Source organism: Archangium lipolyticum (assembly GCF_024623785.1).
Taxonomy (GTDB): domain Bacteria; phylum Myxococcota; class Myxococcia; order Myxococcales; family Myxococcaceae; genus Archangium; species Archangium lipolyticum.
Genome location: NZ_JANKBZ010000002.1, coordinates 220,345 through 240,140, shown reverse-complemented (window position 1 = coordinate 240,140; position 19,796 = coordinate 220,345). Strand labels below are relative to the sequence as shown.

General features: G+C 66.3%; 13 protein-coding genes and 1 tRNA gene. 8 read left to right on the top strand and 6 right to left on the bottom strand.

From position 1 onward, the window contains the following. Positions 1-101: 101 nt before the first annotated feature. Positions 102-2,036, top strand: a complete 1,935-nt coding sequence (locus NR810_RS04625) for a hypothetical protein (RefSeq protein WP_257448315.1) — start codon at positions 102-104, stop codon at positions 2,034-2,036. Positions 2,037-2,331: 295 nt separating this feature from the next. Here NR810_RS04625 and NR810_RS04620 read toward each other — a convergent pair whose 3' ends face one another. Both NR810_RS04620 and NR810_RS04615 read right to left on the bottom strand, forming a co-directional pair. Further along, positions 2,332-6,762: a hypothetical protein gene (locus NR810_RS04620; protein ID WP_257448313.1), complete on the bottom strand. Its 4,431-nt coding sequence runs from the start codon at positions 6,760-6,762 to the stop codon at positions 2,332-2,334. Between the two features lie 854 nt (positions 6,763-7,616). Beyond that, positions 7,617-8,357 carry an SIMPL domain-containing protein gene (locus NR810_RS04615; RefSeq protein ID WP_257448311.1) on the bottom strand — a complete coding sequence of 247 codons (741 nt, stop codon included), beginning with the start codon at positions 8,355-8,357 and terminating at the stop codon, positions 7,617-7,619. Between the two features lie 64 nt (positions 8,358-8,421). On the opposite strand from NR810_RS04615, the gene NR810_RS04610 reads away from it, so the two are divergent. Genes NR810_RS04610 through NR810_RS04595 form a run of 4 tightly spaced genes read left to right on the top strand, consistent with a single transcriptional unit; the run spans position 8,422 to position 13,340 of the window. Continuing rightward, positions 8,422-10,158, top strand: a complete 1,737-nt coding sequence (locus tag NR810_RS04610) for a sigma 54-interacting transcriptional regulator (protein ID WP_257448309.1) — start codon at positions 8,422-8,424, stop codon at positions 10,156-10,158. 48 nt (positions 10,159-10,206) lie between these two features. Continuing rightward, the gene (locus tag NR810_RS04605) at positions 10,207-10,743 is read left to right on the top strand and encodes a latent transforming growth factor beta-binding protein (RefSeq protein WP_257448307.1); all 537 of its coding nucleotides are present in this window, start codon (positions 10,207-10,209) and stop codon (positions 10,741-10,743) included. A gap of 48 nt (positions 10,744-10,791) precedes the next feature. Then, positions 10,792-12,612 (top strand): serine/threonine-protein kinase, encoded by a 1,821-nt coding sequence (locus NR810_RS04600; RefSeq protein ID WP_257448305.1) that lies wholly within the window; start codon positions 10,792-10,794, stop codon positions 12,610-12,612. Continuing rightward, a complete protein-coding gene (locus tag NR810_RS04595) occupies positions 12,609-13,340 on the top strand; it encodes a tetratricopeptide repeat protein (RefSeq protein WP_257448303.1) in 732 nt (243 codons plus the stop codon). The genes NR810_RS04600 and NR810_RS04595 overlap by 4 nt, the downstream gene beginning before the upstream one ends. Before the next feature lie 6 nt (positions 13,341-13,346). Here NR810_RS04595 and NR810_RS04590 read toward each other — a convergent pair whose 3' ends face one another. Both NR810_RS04590 and NR810_RS04585 read right to left on the bottom strand, forming a co-directional pair. Continuing rightward, complete coding sequence (locus tag NR810_RS04590) at positions 13,347-15,005, bottom strand: GON domain-containing protein (RefSeq protein WP_257448301.1); 1,659 nt, start codon at positions 15,003-15,005, stop codon at positions 13,347-13,349. 347 nt (positions 15,006-15,352) lie between these two features. Then, entirely contained in the window at positions 15,353-16,204 is an 852-nt protein-coding gene (locus tag NR810_RS04585) for an alpha/beta fold hydrolase (protein ID WP_257448299.1), read from the bottom strand. Positions 16,205-16,416: 212 nt separating this feature from the next. Between NR810_RS04585 and NR810_RS04580 the strand changes: the two genes are divergently transcribed. Further along, positions 16,417-16,707 (top strand): site-specific integrase, encoded by a 291-nt coding sequence (locus tag NR810_RS04580; protein WP_257448297.1) that lies wholly within the window; start codon positions 16,417-16,419, stop codon positions 16,705-16,707. Here the strand turns inward: NR810_RS04580 and NR810_RS04575 are convergent. Beyond that, positions 16,708-16,784: transfer RNA gene (locus NR810_RS04575), tRNA-Pro, on the bottom strand. Between the two features lie 254 nt (positions 16,785-17,038). Here NR810_RS04575 and NR810_RS04570 point away from each other — a divergent pair. Next, complete coding sequence (locus tag NR810_RS04570) at positions 17,039-17,422, top strand: response regulator (protein ID WP_257449295.1); 384 nt, start codon at positions 17,039-17,041, stop codon at positions 17,420-17,422. Between the two features lie 7 nt (positions 17,423-17,429). Here NR810_RS04570 and rpe read toward each other — a convergent pair whose 3' ends face one another. Further along, on the bottom strand, positions 17,430-18,083 hold the full coding sequence (gene rpe, locus NR810_RS04565) for a ribulose-phosphate 3-epimerase (protein WP_257448295.1): 654 nt from the start codon (positions 18,081-18,083) through the stop codon (positions 17,430-17,432). A gap of 186 nt (positions 18,084-18,269) precedes the next feature. On the opposite strand from rpe, the gene NR810_RS04560 reads away from it, so the two are divergent. Next, entirely contained in the window at positions 18,270-19,787 is a 1,518-nt protein-coding gene (locus NR810_RS04560) for an HD domain-containing phosphohydrolase (RefSeq protein WP_257448293.1), read from the top strand. The last annotated feature ends 9 nt before the right edge of the window (positions 19,788-19,796 follow it).

The following is a 19,796-nucleotide window of genomic DNA, read 5'->3' as shown; positions in this document are numbered from 1 at the left end:
CGAGGGAGCGACCGCCTGCCGCCGACTCTGCGGCCAATAGCGACTTGCCGGAAAATCCACATCATTCTAGCGTAGAGAAAGAGTACAGAAAGGATAAGGCCATGGGGCACATCCAACATTTTTACCCTCAGCCCTCTGAGGATCTCCCAACGCTCGTCGAACAACTCCGAGGCGCGCTGGAGAATCTGGAACAGGGTGACAGTTCGGACCCCCATACGTATCGGACGTACCTTTGGGCGCTGGTCTCTGATGTCTGGAATCGGGTGGCACTCGGGGACCTGCAACACGTCCGGGTCGTACTGGGGGCGCTGGCCTCCTTGCTCGGTTTTGCCGAGCGGCACCTACCACCCAATGCTCCTCCCACGCAGGAGGCCGCATTCGATATCCATTCCGTCTGGCAATTCTTGAAACTCGGTGAGCGCGCGATGACGCGAGCCACGACGGAGATGGAGCTCGACAACAGGGAGAGGTCTCCAACACAGCGAGAGATACTGCGCGTATTCCTGAAGCACCAGCAATACATGCGCCGCAGCGAGGTTCATGAGGCCATGAGAGCCAGCTCCCGGCCGAGCGCGGTTCGCGTGGGACAGGTGTTGGATGAGCTGTACTCGCAGCAACTCCTGCTGCGCCGTACGCTACCCGCCCGCGGTAACGCGGAGACGGCTTTTTATTCTTTATCTCCTCGCGGAGAGACCCTCTGCCAAAGATTGGGGCTCACCGCAGAGGACGAGCTCTTGGAGACGCCCAGGAACCAATCCCACCCAAGCAGCTGGGCAGAGGCAGAGCGGCGGCTGGTGGAGCAGGAACTGCTGGAAGCAATCTCAAGACGTAGCTGGGAGCAACGCTTGGACACCCGTCCCCTGTGGCATTTGCATGGGGCGGCGCTGCTCCTCGTGAGCCGGGATCTCCTTGGCGAGAAAAAAACCTGGTCCCAGGGAGATCTCTCTTTCGCGCGTCTCTTGAGGCGATTCCCCTTGGGTGATGCGGCGCCACAAGAAAATCTGGCGGCATGGCAGGCGCTCGCACCTGCCTGGCCCGAGCAGGATTCCAATCGGAAGGAACTCCTCAGGTGCATCATCCATTTTTCGGATGTATCGAACCATAACGACCTAGCATCCGCTCTGACCTCCATCGGAGACAAGCTGGAGCCACGCTCCTGGGACGCCCTGCTCTGGGCGCCATGCGCTGTCACCATCGCAGGAGGATTGCCCTCTTCGCGGAGAGAGACCGTCATGCGCGAGAGACTTATCGAGCAGGCCAACAAACTCCTATCCCGATGGGAGGAACCATTGGCGCTCCATTGGAGAGGACGGGCTTCATTTATCGACGGTGACGTGGATACAGGAGTCCGGACCTGGGAACGGCTCACCCAACATCCATCAACTACTGTATCCGCGTCTCCCATGCTGACCCGGCGGATCACGGAAACAACCGATGAGTTAAAGCACGAGACACTGCTCTACATCTCTCTCATGACTTTCGAGCGCGCGCTCTGCCGCACATTGGAGATATGGGTACGGGACGCTTTCAAGAATGTACCTGACTCACCCACGTACAGAGCATCAACGGAACTCGTGGATTGGTTGTGGGCCAAGAGAAGTGACGTACACGAACTCGTTCAATCCAGATTGCGCAGCCTTCATGACACAAAATTGTTAAGTGCGACCCACCCAATTATGGTGGAATTGGCACGTGCGTATAACCATTGGTCGAGCTTGAGTGAAAGCTTCCGTCAGCTAACGATGAGGCACTTCACGCAATGCCACTGGTTGTTGTCACGGATACGAGCAACAGACCGTTCACCCCTACTCCAACACCCCGGGCTTGCCGCCGACGTCAAACAATACATCCAGGCGCGCGAGCAAAAGGAGGATGAAGAAGAGTTCCGCTGGCTGAAACAGGCATCCATGAACAACTATTGGTCCGGGGGTTTAACCATCCTCGACATCTGTGCGAGCTTCGGGAAGGCCCAAGATCTCGTGCCCCAAGTGAACGGCTCAGGAGATGCTCATGCTAAGCATAATCCGCTGGGGTGAGACGTTCTTCGAGCGGATTCCCCTCGAACTGCGCTTCCTGACTGAGTACGAGAAACGGCTGGCGCGAATCGCATGCTTGGTCGGGCACCCAGCCGCGCTCCCTTGCCCTGTCGAAACCTGGGGTAGAGAGAAACGCGTCTGCTCGCGGGTCTCATCGCCTCGAACATGAGGGCAATTCAGCGCGCGCGCGTACGCGCAGGGTGAGCCTGCCCCGAATCATGACCGGGGCAAGCCCGTATGGGCTCTCGACCCGAGGCGCCAGCCTGAGGACCGCGCCCGCCGTGAACCCTCCACCTCACTTCCGCGATGGGAAGGTGGGTGGAGGTGCCTTGAAGCGATTCTTGATCTCTTTCGTTTCAGACCAATGCTTCACCGCCGCGTCCCGGGCCCACTCCGTTCCGTGGAGTTGTGCCTCGTGCAGGTCCTTGACGGGAATGAGGACGTCCGCGAGCAGGAAGAGCCCCGAGCCTCGAAGCTTCGCCAGCTCACGGGAATGACTGCGCCCGGGAGTCCAGGCGAAGGAACCTCCGGGCTCACCGTGGTTCACGGACACGAGATTACAGTAGTTCTCGTACGCACGCACCCAGCTCATCGAGTCAAACAGGTCGACGTCCGTGTTGTAGGCGCACATGAAGATATGAAGGACCTGGGAGCGCAGGGACCACCAGGGGCTTGGATCGATCAAATCCGAGCAGATGGCCACCGTGAAATCACCCCACCGGTGGTTGACGAAGCGGTACCACCGCTGGCCCGCGAGCACCTTCCATTCCGTGCCCTTCCGGCCACGAGCCTCCTTCCGCTCGGAGAGCGCCGTGGCCAGACCGAACTCGACATGGGTGGGCATGGGCTTGCGGATGGTGAACCGGCGGACGAGTGGCAGGCCCCCATCTCCCGAGACCATGACGGGAAAGAGGAGGCAGGCCTCGTTAACGAGCCAGCGAGGGCTCGCGTCATGGCGCCGCGTCGGAGACACGGGCGGAACCGGCTTGAACATCTCTCCACAGAGCACAGCCCGCCGCTCCAGGGCGACGAGGCGTTCCAGTTCCCGAAGCTCGCCAGGCGGAACGATCGCCTCCGGCAGAATCACCAGCTCCGGAGTCCGCAGCCGGGGGGCCGGGTTCTCGGGAGTGCTATTCGTGGGGGCCGAACTCGGCGCACTCATGGCGGTATTGACCTCGCGCATGATGGCCTGGATCTCCTCGCGTGGGACGCTGCGGGGAAATCGCTGGCAGTAGGCCTTCGGGGAATAGGTCGCGGCGAGCTGGCCCATCCGAACGCAGAGATCTTCCTCCAAGCCCTCGGCGCGAAGCTTCATCTGTCGCGGTGGGCGGCTGGGCTTGTTCAGCGAGAACCGGGAGACGTGCCGAGGGGCCTCCTGGGCGTCGTGGTCATTCAGGACGACATCGACGCGCTCCCAGAAGAAATCGTCAACGGAGAGCCGCGTCTTGAGCAGCCGTTGGATCTGGAGTTTGAGCTCCGAGACGAGGCTGAGCTCCCGCTCCCGGTACCTCTTGGGGCTGAGGAGCGCTTGACGGATGATCTGATCGAGGATCGTCCAGAACTCCTCCGGCAGGTGGAGCCGGTTGCGGATCTTCCAATTCTCGTTGATGGCGCTCGGTGTTGCCCCCCGTCGGGCGAGCGTATCGAGCATGCTCTCATGGCCATCACACGCGGTCATGAACAGCAGCGTGTGACACCAGAGCTGATACCCCAGACGGCTCATGCGAAACCCATGTGCCCGCGGCCAGAACAGCACGGGGTTGGGCAGCACCTCCCAGGCGGTCTCGTCGTCGGAGACTTCCACCCAGGGCCTGGCGGTTCGCGGGGTCTTCACGGAGGAAGGGGCCGCCCCGCCCAGCAGTTGCCGATGCCGTCCCCAGGCCAGGAACCCGGAGGCCTCTGGCTGGATGACCCACACGGGTGGGTGGAAGCGGGTTTCATCCGCAGCGTGTAGCGGTTCGGACAGGGGCGTGATCGCATCCAGGAACAGCTTCAGCGCCACCCGGGTGGGCAGACCGAGGCGAGGCGCTACTTCCGGTTGAATCCGAGCCTTGGAAAGACGTTTCACCTGCCAGAGGTCCCCCCAGAGCAGACGGTGCAGCGTCTCTCTCCTGCGAGCGCCAGGAAGCGCGGGAAGCCTTCGCAGCGCATGCCGGAATGTCAACCTGTAGCGCCGGTACACCTCGAACAGCTCGGAAGACGGCTCCTGGACCGAGCGCAGGCTCTTCACCTGCTCACGCGCCTCCTTCCCCCACTCCTTGAGGCAGGCAGCAGGGAGGTCCAGCTCCAACCCGAGGTTCTTGAGCACCTCGTGAAGACCCAGCGGATCCGCTCGCAGTGCGGCGTCCCGGCGAAGCAAATCCACAAGAGCCTTCTCGTCTCCCGGCTCCACTCCTGACAACGCGAGCAGGGGCAGCAGCCGCGCAAGCGGAGAGAACTCCTTCGTCGGAAGGAGACGCTTCCCCACATTGAGCAGCCCGTGGACCAAGAGGTTCCCACGAAAGACTCCGGCGACATTGGGCAGAGCGAGAGCGAGAAGGGGCACCTCCGAAGCTCCCGGTGCCTTGCCCCTGGGCGGCTTCCTCAACTCCAGCAGCTTGCGTCTCGGCAGCGCGGAGAGGGTGGCGAGGACCATCGCATCCAGCTCCCACCAACCCAATTGGGGCATCTCCTGCCCCTCACTGCGTTGGGACGGCTCCTGCCGCTCACGGCGGATGAGCACCCAGTCATCCAGCCGGGCCAGCCACTCCAGGGCGTGGGAGAGCTCCTGCTCGGGCAGGGCCCGGAACAACCAGGACTGCGAACTCCAGGCCGGAGCGGCCTCAAATCCTTCAGCGTTCTCATCAAAGGACTTGACGCGCCAGAGGTACAACAACTCCTCCGCCACGTATCGCCAGAAGGCGGCCCGGAGAAAGGAGTAGTAGAGCCGTACGACCTCACGTTGACGCGTGGCGAGCTCCTGCTCGGAGAACTCAATCCCGGGAGTATTGCGCCAGCAGATGGACAACGAGCGAACCTCGGGGAAGCGCTCGAGGTTCGTCACACCACCTTCGGCGACCTTCTCGTTCGAGATGAGCGACAACATCCCCCGCAGCCATTTACGGGCATCAGCTCGATCCGCATCGGCGGCGGCGCCATCTTTTCCACCGATGGGGCGGCGCAACGCCACACGAATGACACTGCGCCACAGCTGGAACTTCGCGGGAGCATTCTGCACCGCGTGGCGGACCGACTGCCGGATTTCCTTCAATTGGAGCCGGTCTCCCTCGATGCTCTCCTCATCCAGCCACGCCCTGGCGAGCTGATTGGCCGCGAAGGACAACCGCGTCTCCGTCTTGACCTCCTCGTCATTTAAATCGAACCGGCACAGCTCGTGAAGATCGATGAGGCGGTTCCTGGCACCCGCTCCAAACCGGTTGGCGAGCCCATCGTTGCCCAGCGCGCTCAATCGCTCGACAAGATAGGTGACGAAGGGCCCCAGACGATTCTTACGGACCGCATCGAGTCTGAGCTGCCGGAAGAGAGGACTGAAGGTGTCAGCCTCCTGTTCGTCTGGGCTCGCGATTCCAGCTGCCCTCGCCTCCTCGCGCTTCTTCGCCTTCTTCCGCTGCGCGCGCATCCATTCCTGGAAGGACGGAGGTGCAGAGCGCGTTCGCTTGGATTCGAGGGGCGGAGGAACGATGAGGCTACAGCCTTCGCATTTCTCCTCGTCCCTGGCGCCATACCAGGAGGCCCCGAGGTACTTCGACAACAACTTCGCGAGGGAATCGGGCCCCACCTTCTCCCAATTCACCCGGAGGTTGCTGGGAATCTCCGAGGAGACGCGCGTGGCGAGACTTGAGTCCGCCCCCGCGAGCCCGCGCCAGGCCTCGTCAATGGCGCCGGCCAGGATGTAGCGGCTGGGAGCCAGCAACACGATGTCGTCCACGAACCTGAACACCGCGAAGGGCCGCCCATTGTCCCGGCCCATCAAGGCCGCACGCAACATCCGCTGGTCGAAGCGGTTTAGGTATGCATTCAGCAGCAGGCCCGAGATGGCTAGGCCAGTCGGGATTCCTGGATGCTCCTGGCCCGTGCCCAACGGCAGCCGCTGATCCGAATGAGGTGGACGCCAGAGGTCGGAGAGACCCTGCGCCTGGGGATCCGAGGGCAGTGGCTCGTAGCGCACCTGGGAGAGCCACGTGATGAGCGTCTTGCGAAGGCACTCCCGGATCTCCGGCTTCTTGAGTTGCTCCCGGATCTCCTCCGGGTACTCCTTCAAGGCATCGTCCCGGGAGATCCTCCCGAAGCGGGAGATCCATGCAGCGCGGCTGCTGGACTCGATCTCCTGCTGGAGGCGATCCGACAGAATCTCCTTGAGCTGGAGATCCAGGAACTCCAGGCTCGCGGAGGGGAAGGCGAGCTGGAGATCCAACCGGGCCCAATAGCCGCGTCTCCCTCCTGATGACCGACCCGTCCACCACTTGCGGTTGGTGAAGGGCGAGACGTGGTTCCACGGATAGTCCGATGGCCGCAGCGCTCGATCCGTGGCCCGCCCCTCGTTGATCTTGGACTTTGTGAGCGCCGCCGCGCTCCAGTGGATGATGCGCCGGAAGAGGCCATGGGCTCGCCGATAGGGCTGGTACATCCGCGTATCGGCAAGAGAGAACGGCAGGCTGTCCCAGACCTTGCGCTTCCCTTCCCCCGGTGCGTCCTCCGGCGCATCGAACTTATGGTAGTTCGCCACTTCGCTGACGGAGCGCCACCTACGGGCCGCACGACGATAAGTCCTGTTTCCCAGCGAGAAGTTGGGGATCGCCCCCTCGATGAGGGGAGCGAGGAGGCAGCCCAGTACGGCGAAGGCCACCTGATCACGCACGGACGGCAGGCAGTAATGCCGCAACCTGCCCCCGGGCTTCGGATGAGGCAGGAGTGGAAAGGGCTCCGGTGCGTAGTCGCCGCTGGCGAGCAACTTTCCCAACTCGGCGAGATGGCGCTCGGGTTCCAGGCGCCATTGGGCGAGATCAGACTCGGGTGACCACATCTGGCGGTACCAGTCCTGAACTCGTAGCCAAGCCGCTTGCAGGACCAAGGGATGCTGGACCAGGAAAGCAAGCTCGCTCGACATGCACCCCCTCCCAGGAGGACCTCGAAAGGGCCGATCATAGAGCGAGGCTCCAGAGCCTCAAGAAAACGCCCTGGGGGATGCGGGTTCGCCGCGGGAGAGCTCCGGGGAAAAACAAAAGCCCTGGAGTTTCAGCGGAAGTCCGCGAAACTCCAGGGCTTTTGATGGTCGGGGAGACTGGATTTGAACCTGCGACCCCTTGGTCCCAAATCAAGGCCGGGGAGCGTCTAGGGGTTACCAATGGTTCACAACCCTTTGTAAATACTCGGGTTTCTGAAGCCGGACCTGTCCAGCCATCTCATCCCGTACGCGAGGGCACCAAGGATTTTGCTGCTATCTTGCTGCTGCGCCCTATCCCGGTGCCGCCACCCGTGGCAACACTGCCCAGCGTCACCCACCCGAAAACATGGCGTATGTTTCTCCTTGACAACCCACCCCAACAGTAGGCTGCCATCGCACCACCCTATCAAGTATGCCTAATTGTTCACCTCGAACAGGACACGCACGGTGGTGATGAGGTCCTTCTCGAACGAGCTCGTGTCGTAGTTCCCCTCCCACGAGGTCTCGGTGGAGTTGGCGGCGTTGATGTTGATGACGCCGGTGCTGATCCCCTCCACACGCCCGACGGTGGCCCTTCCGCCGGCTGCCTCCAGCATCCGCTCCGCGCGCAGGCGCGCGTCGCGTGAAGCCTCGGCCAGCATCTCGATCTTGAGATCGGACACCTTGGTGTAGTGATACCGAGGTGACTCCGACGTGATGGTGATGCCCTTCTCCAGTAGCTGCGTGGCCTCGCGCGCGAGCCGCTCGATGCGCGGCACATCGGTGGAGACGATCTCGATGCGCTGCTGCGCGTGCCACCCGTCGAACACCTGCTTCTGGATGAGCTTCGAGCCTTCTTGAAGGGTCTCTTCGCGCACCAACTCCTGCACGTCGGTGGACGAGATGCGAATCTGCTCGGCGGGCACGCCCTGACTCTCGAGGAACTGCCGGGTCCGCTCGACGTCCTTGGCCAGCGTGGTGTAGGCGCCAACCCGGGTGTTGTCCTTGGCGCCCACGACCGCGGCCCACTGCACAAGGTCCGAGGAGATGCGTCGCTTGGCCGAGCCGCGCACGTCAATGGTCGTCGAGCGATGCAGTCGGACCCACGCCCAGGTCACCGAGGCGATCAGCGTGCAGATGATGAGACCGACAGAGATGTGAATGGCGCGGCGATCCATGAGGCCCTCCTCGAAGCAAGCCCATCAACTTAGAACGAAGGACCTGTAGGATTTCCAGACACTCATGCCGCTCCTGCTCGTCCTCCCCGATGGCCGCCACGTTCCCCTGGAGAAACCGGTGGTGTCCGTGGGCTCCGACTCCGCTTGCGACGTCGTCCTCCGGGAGCCGGGGGTGAAGCCCAGCCATGCGCTGCTCTTCCAGGACGCGCGAGGCTGGACGGTGTCCGCCACGGCCAGGGGCTGCGAGGTGCGCGTGCGCAACAAGCGCGTGGAGCTGGCACCGATTGCTCCGGGAGAGTCCTTCTCCGTGGGGCGCGTCACCCTCACCCTGCTCTCCTCCGAAGCGGCCCCGGCCGTCGCGGGCTCCTCGCCGGAGGTGGCCCCGGGCGGGCGGCTGCTGGCGGTGCTCACGGGCTTCGCCTCGCGGCTGATGGTCCAGCGGCCCACCGTGGAGCTCCTGGAGGTGGCCATGCGCGGGCTCGCGGAAGTGGCGGACGCGGACGTGGGCTTCCTCGTGTCGGTGGAGCAGCCGCGGCGCCAGGTGCTGTGTTCCACCGGGCCCGTGCCCGAGGCGGCGGTGGTGGACAGCCTGGTCAACCAGGTGGTGGCCTCGGGTGCTCCCGTGCTCGTGGCGGACGTGGCCTCGGACGCGGCGCTGGCCGGCGCCCCCAGTGTCGTCGCCCTGCGCCTCACCTCCGCCCTGGTGCTGCCCCTGCGCGGAGGCACGGCGCCGCTGTCCGTCGTGTACCTCGGACGCCACACGGGCCGCCCGCCGTTCTCGCCTCGGGAACTGGAAGAGGCCATGGCCCTGACCTCGCTCGCGGCGCTGCTGCTGGCCACCTCGAGCGAGCTGCGGGAGCTGCGCACACGAGTGGAGAGCCTCACCCAGCGCATCGAAGCGGCCACCTTCGAGGGGCTCATCGGTGAGTCGCACGCCATGCGCGCGCTGTACCGGCAGGTGGAACGGCTGGGGCCCACCTCGCTCCACGTGCTCATCCAGGGCGAGACGGGCACCGGCAAGGAGGAGGTGGCGCGAGCGCTGCACCGGCGCAGTGGACGGCGCGGGCGGCTGGTGGCCATCAACTGCGCGGCCCTCCCCGAGTCGCTCATCGAGCGGGAGCTGTTCGGCCACGTGAAGGGCGCCTTCTCGGGGGCGGGGACGGACCGGCCCGGACTCGTGGAGGCCGCGGATGGCGGCACGCTCTTCCTGGATGAGATCGGCGACATGCCGCTGCCGCTCCAGTCCCGCCTGTTGCGTGTGGTGCAGGAGCGCGAGGTGACCCGGCTGGGGGAGAACCATCCGCGCAAGGTGGACATGCGCGTGGTCTCGGCCACGCACCGTCCCCTCAAGATCCTGGTGGAGGAGGGCCGCTTCCGGGGAGATCTGCTCTACCGCCTGGACGAGGTTCGCGTGGAGGTGCCGCCCCTGCGCGAGCGCGGTGACGACGTGCTGCTCATCGCCCACCACGTGCTGAGCCGCGAGGGCGGGCGCGCGAAGGGCTTCACCCAGAAGGCCACGGAGGCCCTGCGCGGCCATCCCTTCCCCGGCAACGTGCGCGAGCTGGTGTCCCGGGTGCGGCGCGCGGCGATCCTCGCCACCGGAGAGCTCATCGGCCCCGAGGACCTGGAGCTGGGCGCGGACTCGGCACCGCTGGTGCCGCTGGAGGAGGCACGCGAGGCCTTCGTGCAGCGCTACGTGCGCGAGGCCATCGCCCGGAGCGGCGGCAGCAAGAAGGACGCGGCGCAGGCGCTCGGCATCGGGCTACGGTCGATCTTCCGCTACCTCGGCGAGGAGTCCTGAGCGAGCCCTGTCCTTTCGTGCGCGGCCTGGAGTATTGCTGAGCTCCGCATGCACCGACTCGTCCGACTCCTCGCGCCGCTCGCCCTGGTGACCGTGCTGGGATGCCCCCTCGACATCGAGGTCCGCGAGCAGGACAACCCCGATGCGGGGCCGCTGGCGTGCGTGAAGGACCAGGAGTGTCCGGAAGGACAGCGCTGCGGCGATGCCAGCCGGAACAACCACTGTGAGCCGGGCCCCCGGGTCACCCAACCGTGTAGCGGCTACGGCACGTGCTCCTACGCGGCCTTCTGCCAGGACGGCCTTTGCTCCCTGGACTGCGTGGGGGGCCCCTGCCGGCTCGGCTACCAGTGCGCTCCGGATTACGAGTGCGTCGAGGCCTGCACCGAAGGGCCTCCCACGAAGATCGGCGTCTTCTGTAACAGCTCCACCGAATGCGGCCGCTGTAGCGTCTGCGTGCCCTCGGGCAGCAGTGGCGAGAAGCGATGCCATCAACCGTGTAGCGCCGACGCCGAGTGCCCCGGAGCCGCACCGGGGGTGTGCGAGAAAGTACCGGGCAGGCCGGGGCGCGTCTGTCACCTGCCGTGACGCCGGAGTGATTGCCCGGGTAGGAGGGGCTCCCTAGGATGGGCGGCGATGACGGACGAATTGCTGGCCGGCCGCTACCAGTTGGAGCAGGAACTGGGACGAGGCGGCATGGCCACGGTCTTCCTGGCCCGGGACACACGGCTGGCGCGCCGGGTGGCGGTCAAGGTGATGCATCCGAGCGAGGATGGGCGCCGCGCCGAGCGCTTCCGCCGTGAGGCCGAGCTGGCCGCCTCCATCAAGCACCCCCACGTGCTGGAGATTCACGACTTCGGAGAGGACGCCCGCCGTGGGCCCTTCCTGGTGTGCGAGTGGGTGCAGGGCGAGGACCTGCGCGCGCTGGCCCGGCGGCTCGCGCCCGTGCCGCCCATGGTGGCGGCCGTGCTGGGCTGGACGCTGGCGCAGGCGCTGGGTGAGGCCCACGCGCACGGCGTGGTGCACCGGGACGTGAAGCCGGACAACGTGCTCGTGTCCCGGAGCGGGACGTTGAAGCTGGCGGACTTCGGCCTCGCCGCGCTGGCGGACGACGAGCGCCTGACGAGCACCGGTACCGTCACCGGTTCGCTCGCGTACACGGCCCCCGAGCGCCTGGATACGGGCGCCTTCTCCCCCGCTTCGGACGTCTACGCGCTGGGCGTGCTCGTCTTCGAGTTGTGCGCCGGGACGACACCGCACGCGGGCAAGGGCAGCGCGCAGCTGGTGACCGCGGTGATGACGCGGGACGCACCGCGGCTCGGGGAGGTGGTGCCCGGCACGCCCGAGCCGCTGAGCGAGCTGGTGGCCCGCTGCCTCGCCCGGGACGTGAGGGATCGGCCGAAGGACGGCGCTGAGCTGGCCGCGCTCCTGGAGGACGTGGTGGGCCGCATCGCCGGCTCTCCCGCCGAGGTCTCCCGGCGCTTCTTCCAGGAGCCGGAGGCGGAGACCGCGAGGTGGCGCGACCTCCACTTCCAACGGTTGCTCGAGGAAGGCGGCGCGTTGCTCGCCAGGGGACAGGGGGCACGGGCCGCGAAGCTGCTCAATGCCGCGCTGTTGCTCCGTCCGGACTCCACCGAGGTGCGCGAGTTGCTGCGCGCACGTCCGCCGGCGCATCGCACGAAGGCCCTCGTGGGAGGCACCGTGCTGGCGGCCCTTCTCGTGGCCCTGGGCGTCTGGGCCTGGGCGCGACACCCGGGAGCACCGGAGCCCGTGGCGACGGCTCCCGTCCTTCCGGCGAGCGCGCCCTCCGCGGCGCCTCCATCGCAGCCGGTTCCCGAGTCGAAGCCCGTTCCCGAGCCCGCCCCCAAGACGTCCGCGCCGGTGGCCACGAAGCCTGCCCTCCGCCATGTCCCGTCGAAGCGGACGGAGCCCCCTCCCCGGCCCAACAATCCACCTCCGGAGGAGCCGCGTCCCGTCGCCGAAGCGCCTGCGCCGCGGCCCCAGACGCCCGAGTCTCAGGTGCCCGAGTCCCGGGAGCCCGCGACGTTGCACGTGGTGGCGCGCCCCTGGGCCGAGGTGTTCGTGGACGGGCAGAGCCGGGGCTACACGCCCCGCGTGCGTGAGGTGCGCCTGTCGCCGGGCACGCACCGGCTGCGCTTCGACAACCCGATGTGTGAGCCCCTCGTGGAGGTCCTCCAGGTGGCCCCGGGCGAAGTGGTGTCGCGCGACATCACCCTGCGGGTGAGCAAAGCCGAGGTGCGCATCGTCGCGCTCGAGGGCTCGCCGGTCTTCGTCGATGGGACCCAGCTGGGCGTGGCGCCCCTGCCAGGACCGGTGATGGTGCAGCACGGAAGGCACGTGTTCTCGGCGCGGGTCCAGGGAGGAGGCTTCTTGCGGCGCGAGGTGAACGTGGAGGCGGGAGCAAGGACCGAGGTGGTGTTGAGGAGCTCGCCATGATGGAGCTCGTGGTGGCGCTGATGCTGTCGTCCTCGCCGGCGCTGGAGCCCGCTCGCGAGGCGTACCAGACCGGAGAGCTGGCGAAGGCCCGCGCCGAGCTGGAAGCGCTCCTCTACCCCCTGCGGCTGAGCGACGCCGCCGAGGAGGCCGAGGCCCACCTGCTGCTGGCCGCCACGTACCACGCCCAGGAGGATCCGGGCCGGGCGGAGCGCGAAGTGGTGGAGGGACTCGCGGCGAGCCCCGGTGCGAAGCTGGATCCCCTGCTGTATCCACCGGACTTCAGCGCCTTCGTGGAGCGGGTGCGCACCCAGGACGCGGCGAGCATCTCCGCGAAGGCCGAGCAGCGCCGCCGCCCCGTGCTCGTGCCTCGGGAGCCCCCCCCGCCCTCGGAGGTGAAGCTGGCGCTCCAGCCACGCCCCGAGCCCTCGCGAGGCTGGTACCTGGTGCCCTTTGGCGTGGGCCACTTCGTGCACCAGAGGAACACGAAGGGCACCGTGCTGGCGGTGACGCAGGGCACCACCTTCGTCGTGTCGGCGGCCTCGCTCGGCGCGGCGCTGGCGCTGCGAGGCCCCGACGGCAAATACACCCCCGAGGACGCGGTGACGGCTCGGGGGCTCAACGTCTCCTACCTGGTGGGGGCGTATGCCTTCGCGGCGCTCTACGCCTATGGCGTACTGGACGGGCTCGTCTTCACGCCCGGGGAGCAGGTGCCGCGAGGCGCCCCATGAAGCGCGCTACCGCCGGTTCCAGTTGAGGTGCCAGCCGCGCTCGTTCGCCAGGGAGGGCGTGAGGTTGCTGCCCGGGTAGCGGACGTAGATGCGGAAGCCCGTCGGCGTCGGCGAGTAGATGGAGGTCGCACCCATCAGCCCCCATTGCTCGCTCGTGCCTCCGATGGAGGTGACCGGCTCCCCCGTGGCCGCGCAGCCCGAGGTGCTCACGTCGACGTAGAGAGTGTCCGACAAGTACTGCTGCCAGTTGGTGGACCCCTGCGTGGTCCGCCCGGTGCAGTTCCAGGACTGCCGGAGGCCGTCCGGCTGGGCCCTCCAGTTGAGGTACCAGCCGAGCTGGTTCGCGAGCGCGGGGGTGAGGGAGTTGCCCCTGTACCAGACGTAGACGCGGAAGCCGGTCGCCGTGGGCAGGTAGATGGAGGTCGCGCCCGTGGTCTTCCAGTGATTGTCCAACCCGCCCAGGGACGTGAAGTACAGGGGCGCGGCGGAGTAGCCACAGGCCGTCGTGTCCACGTCGAGGTAGAGGCCATCCGAGCCGTACTGCTGCCAGCTCGTGGCCCCCGGCGCCGTCTGCCCGGTGCAGAGCGAAGGCTGCCGGACGCTGTTCGGCATGGCCTCCCAGTTGAGGTGCCAGCCGAACTGGCTCGCGAACGCGGGCGTCACGCTGCTCGGGGAGCGGACGATGACGCGGAAGCCCGTGGCCGTCGGCGAGATGATGGAGGTCGCACCGGTGGTCTGCCAGTGGTAGCCGGTGCCACCGATGGACGCGAAGTACAGCGGGGTCTCGGAGAAACCGCAGCTCGACGTGTCCACGTCGAGGGAGAGGCTATCGTAGGTGTACTGCTGCCAGTGGGCGCCCGGGGCCGTCTGGCCCTTGCAGACGGGAGCGTCGCGGTACTCGAGGTGGAGCGGGTCTCCCCCCGTCTGGTTGAAGGGGTTGTAGGCGGGAGCCCAGCTGTTCCAACCGCAGTAGCCGCCGCCCGTCAGGCTCACCACGCGCCCGTCGGCGCTGGAGGTGGTGGTGCCGGCCGGGCTGTTGCCGCCGAGCGAGAAGTCATTGGGGGCGACCGCGAAGGGCGTGCCGCTCAGGTCGATGCTGGCCATGCCCGAGGCCGTGCTATCGCAGGACATGGCCACGCCGTAGGGCATGGAGGTGACGAGCGTTCCGCCGTGATCCAACGAGCCGGTGGACTGGGCGAAGGTCTGATCGGCGACGGAGACCCGCAGGGTGACGGGATCGATGCGCACCTTCGCGTAATCCGTGCGCACGCTCGTGCCCGTGGCGTAGCCGCCCGCGGTGTATTGCGAGTAATTGGTCCCGCTCGGGAGCGAGAGGTACTCCCGGGGTGTGCCGGCCATGTCGTGGCACCACGCCGTCCAGGGCTTCTTCGCATCGCCCCCGACGTAGAGGGTGTACTCGCCATCGATGGCCGTGGGGTCGGCGGTTCGAATCTCCTGGCAGGTGGCCGCGAGCGAGGTGAGCCCCTGCCCCTTTGCGTCCGCGGGCCGGGCCTGGAGCGCGGTACCGGGCTCTCCGCAGCCCGTCGAGAGCGCGACGCCCAGCAGGAGCATTCCCAGGGGAGCACGGGAAGCACCCGTGTGGCGGACGGGCTGGAGAGTGTTCGAGACATCGTTGGACAAAGCAGTAGCGTCGAGGTTCTTCATGATTCCTCTGGAGACAGCATGGGGTGTACGGGTTGCCACGCATCGGCACTCGCCGCTGCGGACGGGAACACCCCAGGGCAAGCGAGGTGCCAGGAGCCCTAGCAGGGGGAATGCGCCCTGATTCCAGGGAGTTGCGCGCGAGGCGCTCCGGGAAGGCGCTCGAGGGCGGAGGGGAACGTGCCAGGGTTGGCACGCGCCTGCGCCTCCCCTGGGGTCACGCATGTCATAGCGGTGCCCGAACCCGCTCCATGCCAGAGGCCGCGGCCTTCACCGTCATCAGCGTCAAGCACCCACAGTCACCTGCAAGCCCACGCCCCTGCTGCCTGCCGCCTGGGTGGGCCTCTGGCTTATTTCTTTTGCGGCTGGGCGTTCAAGAAATCGTTGACCATGGGGACAATGACATCCGCTTTTTCCATCAACGTGACGTGTGTCGTGTTGGGCAGGATCGCGAGCCTCGAATCCGAGCGCGGCCGCATGTCGCCAAAAATCTCGTCGCCTTTCAAACGGAACATTTCCGAGATGTGGTCGAGCCGCACGCCATCGGCATCGCCGTGGATGAAGAGCATCGGCGCTTTCGTGGCTTTGAGTTTCCCGGCGCCGAAGTCGTATGGCTTGATATCCATCTGAATGACGCGCTTTACGAACGTGCCGAATTTGTCCGGTGTGGGACTCAACTTCTTGTACTCGGTCTCGAGCGGCGAACCCTTGAACATTCCGGCTTCCATCTTGGGGAACGCATCGAGGGCTTCTTTCACCCAGCCATCGTGGCGGAAGACAGCCGAGACGCTGACCACTTTCCTGACTTTTTCCGGATGGCGGATCGCAACCTGCATGGCGACGCCACCACCCATGCTGTACCCCAGCACGTCCGCTCGTTCGATTTTCAGGTAGTCGAGCAGGGCCGCTACGTCGTCGGCGAGATTCTCATAACTGAAATCGCGATTGATATCGGCGGTGCGACCATGCCCTTGCATCTCGACGGCGATGACTCGCCGGCTTTTTGCAAGCTGCGGCATCATGCCCGTCCAGTTGTTCGTGATGGTCATGAATGAACCGTGCAGCAGGACGATAGGGTCACCCTTGCCGTGAATTTCGTAATACATCTTCAGGCCGTTTACGGGCGCATAGCCCGTCGTCGGCGTTTGCGCCAACACCACGGCTGGCACCAAGAGGGTGAGGATCAACGCTATCGTCTCCATGTGTCGCGTCCCTTCTGTGCAACGGCGTTTCCGTGAGCCTCGACCAGGCAGGTCGATTGTAGCGGTCGAGTCGCGAACACACTGGCAGGCATCGGTTCAATGTCTCGTGTCGGCCATTGCCTGAATGGAGGCACGACCTCGCGAGTTGTCCCTCATGGGAGGTGCAGCATGAGCCATGGGTTCGCCACGGCCGTCTACACCGGGATGCGCTGGTGGAGGGCTACAACCCCGTCTGTCGGCGCAAGGGCTGCGGCTACAGGGCGAGGAAGCGTCACGGGGTGCCCGAGCCCTGCCCCCGCCGCGGCATGAAGCCGTGGCCACGGGCGCTCCCTCGCCCGCTGCGCTTCCACGACCTGCGGCACACCACGGCCACCCTGCTGCTCGAGGCAGGAGTCCCGCTGGCCACCGTGCAGCGCACTGCTCGTTTGCCGCTGGCCTCCTGGCCCCGGAAAGACGAAGGGCGCGGACCCGAGGATTTCTCCAAGGATTCCGCGCCCTTCTGATGGTCGGGGAGACAGGATTTGAACCTGCGACCCCTTGGTCCCGAACCAAGTGCTCTACCAGGCTGAGCCACTCCCCGATATGTCCCTTCGCCGGAACTGCTCTCGGGCCGTCGAAGTGGGCGGTCATGTACAAGAGCCGTCCGGCCTAGTCAACGTCCCTGGATCATCTTTTCATTCCTCGGCCTCCTCCCCCGGGTCCTCCATGACCCAGGAGGCCTGGAAAACCCGGGTTACATGCCTGTAACCCATGCATTTTCCGAGAGGTACCCATCAGGAACACTGCTTGCTTGGACTCCCATCGAACACCCAGCTCAGCCACCCCCGGGGTCCCATGCTCTCTCCGGTCGTCCTCATCTCCGATGATGAGCCGCTCGTCGTGTCCGCGCTCACCCGGGAGGCCCGCCGTTCCGGCCTCGCCTCGGTGGCGGACACCACGTCCCAGAAGGTCCTCGAGCTGGCTCGGAAGCACCGGCCAGCCGTCATCATCCTCGACATCCACCAGAGCCAGGATGGACGCGACCTGCTCGCCCGCCTCAAGCAGGACCCCGAGACGCGCGACTGCAAGGTCATCATCCTCAGTGGCGTGGAGGACCAGTTCACCCGCCACGTCTGCTTCGAGCTCGGCGCCGATGCCTACGAGGTGAAGCCCTTCGACCACACCTTCATGACCCGGGTGGCTCGCATGGCCGGGGTGAAGGAACTCCTCGACGCCTGACGGTGTGTCAGGGGCGCAGCGAGCGGATGGCCGCCGCGTAGTCCTTCGAGCCGAACACGTACGAGCCCGCCACCAGCACCGTGGCCCCGGCTTCCACCACCCGCCGGGCCGTCTCGGCGTTGATGCCCCCGTCCACCTGGATGTCCGTGGACAGCCCCCGCGCATCCATCATGGCGCGCAGCCGGCGCACCCTGTCCACCGTCCGCTCGATGAAGACCTGACCCCCGAAGCCGGGGTTCACGCTCATCAGCAGCACCATCTCCACCTCGTCCAACACCTCCTCCACCGCCGACAGCGGCGTGGCCGGGTTGAGCACCACCGCCGGCTTCGCCCCCGCGTGGCGGATCTGCTGCAGCACCCGGTGCAGGTGCGTACACGCCTCCACGTGCACCGTGAGGATGTCCGCCCCCGCCTCCGCGAACGCGTCCACGTACTTCTCGGGCTCGACGATCATCAGGTGCACGTCCAGCGGCCGGGTAGCCGAGCGTCTGATCGCCTGCACCACCACCGGACCCAGCGTGATGTTGGGCACGAAACGCCCGTCCATCACGTCCACGTGGATCCAATCCGCCCCAGCGGCCTCCACGGCCCGCACCTCCTCGGACAACCGGCCGAAATCAGAGGACAGCAGCGACGGAGAGACGAGCACGCGGCGATTCATGGGGCCGCTTCATACCCACTTCCGCCCGGGGGTGGTACCGCCTGATTGAGCGCAAGGCGGGCTTCCCGACTGTCGTCCTGTCCATGGACGCGGTCTCCGTGGACCCCCCTGGGGGCGGCGCCTCCACCTCCCGTGCTAAGAAGATGCCTCCCAGCCGTGCGCCGTACATCGACGGAGCCACTCCCGGTGCTTCCACAGACCCAGCTGTCCGAACCTCCAGACCTCAACCGGCGCCTCAAGAAGCTCACGTCCATCCTGGACGTCACCAAGGCCATGAGCGCCGAGCGCGACCTGGACCTGCTGCTGCCCCTCATCCTCTACGAGGCCAGCAAGGTGGTGGAGGCGGACCGCTGCTCCCTCTTCGTCCTCGACCGCGAGCGCAACGAGCTGTGGAGCAAGGTGGCCCAGGGCTCCAAGAGTGAGATCCGTCTCCCCGTGGGCAGCGGCATCGCCGGACAGGTCGCCCAGACCGGTGAGGTCATCAACCTCCCGGACGCCTACGCCGACGAGCGCTTCAACCGCACCTTCGACACCCTCAGCGGCTACCGCACCCAGAGCGTCCTGTGCGTCCCCATGCGCGACGCCAACGGCGATGTCACCGGCGTCATCCAGGCCCTCAACAAGCTGAGCGGAAACCCCTTCGACTCCGAGGACGAGGAGCTGCTCCTCGCCCTGGGCGCCCAGGCCGCCGGCGCCATCGAGAACGCCCTCCTCCACGAGGAGATCAACAAGCTCTTCGAGGGCTTCGTCTCCGCCTCCGTGGTGGCCATCGAGTCGAGAGATCCCTCCACCGCCGGTCACTCCGGCCGCGTGGCCGACCTCACCGTGGCCATGGCCCGCGCCCTCGAGCACGTGCACACCGGCCTGTACGCCCACACCCGCTTCAGCGCCACCGAGATGCAGGAGCTGCGCTACGCCTCGCTCCTGCACGACTTCGGCAAGGTGGGCGTCCGCGAGCCCGTGCTCGTCAAGGCCGAGAAGCTCTACCCCCATGAGATGGAGGGACTCCGCGCCCGCTTCCAGCTGGCTCGCAAGGACCTGCAGCTCCAGAGCTACCGCCGCCGCCTCGCCGCCGCGAAGCTGCGCGGCACCCACCACCTGGCGGAGATCGACGCCGAGGAGGACGAGCGGCTCGCCCGGGAGCTCAAGCAGCTCGACGAGGTGCTGGAGTTCGTCCTCACCTGCAACCGCCCCACCGTGCTCGCCCAGGGGAACTTCGAACGGCTCCACGAGCTGCGGCATCTGCGCTTCCAGGACTCCTTCGACCAGGAGCGCCCCCTGCTGCTCGACCGGGAGATTCAATCCCTCTCCATCGCCAAGGGCACCCTCTCCGAGGAGGAGCGCCGGGAGATCGAGAGCCACGTCGAGCACACCTACCGCTTCCTCTCCCAGATTCCGTGGACGCGCACCCTCCGTCGTGTCCCGGAGATCGCCTACGCCCACCACGAGAAGCTCGACGGCACTGGATACCCCCGCGCCATCCCCGAGCCCACCATCCCCGTGCAGTCCCGGATGATGTCCATCGCGGATATCTACGACGCGCTCACCGCCAGCGATCGGCCCTACAAGAAGGCCGTGCCGCATCAGCTCGCGCTCGACATCCTCAAGCGCGAGGCGCTGAGCGGCCAGCTCGATGTCGAGCTGTACCGCATCTTCGTCGAGGCCGAGATTCCCAAGCGCGCCCTGCCGGACTTCCGCGGGTAGGAGCGCGGT

Coding starts and splice junctions, on each gene's coding strand:
- NR810_RS04600 (WP_257448305.1), top strand. CDS start 10,792: ATGACGGACGAATTGCTGGCCGGCCGCTACCAGTTGGAGCAGGAACTG.
- NR810_RS04595 (WP_257448303.1), top strand. CDS start 12,609: ATGATGGAGCTCGTGGTGGCGCTGATGCTGTCGTCCTCGCCGGCGCTG.
- NR810_RS04605 (WP_257448307.1), top strand. CDS start 10,207: ATGCACCGACTCGTCCGACTCCTCGCGCCGCTCGCCCTGGTGACCGTG.
- NR810_RS04585 (WP_257448299.1), bottom strand. CDS start 16,204: ATGGAGACGATAGCGTTGATCCTCACCCTCTTGGTGCCAGCCGTGGTG.
- NR810_RS04610 (WP_257448309.1), top strand. CDS start 8,422: ATGCCGCTCCTGCTCGTCCTCCCCGATGGCCGCCACGTTCCCCTGGAG.
- rpe (WP_257448295.1), bottom strand. CDS start 18,083: ATGAATCGCCGCGTGCTCGTCTCTCCGTCGCTGCTGTCCTCTGATTTC.
- NR810_RS04625 (WP_257448315.1), top strand. CDS start 102: ATGGGGCACATCCAACATTTTTACCCTCAGCCCTCTGAGGATCTCCCA.
- NR810_RS04615 (WP_257448311.1), bottom strand. CDS start 8,357: ATGGATCGCCGCGCCATTCACATCTCTGTCGGTCTCATCATCTGCACG.
- NR810_RS04570 (WP_257449295.1), top strand. CDS start 17,039: ATGCTCTCTCCGGTCGTCCTCATCTCCGATGATGAGCCGCTCGTCGTG.
- NR810_RS04590 (WP_257448301.1), bottom strand. CDS start 15,005: ATGAAGAACCTCGACGCTACTGCTTTGTCCAACGATGTCTCGAACACT.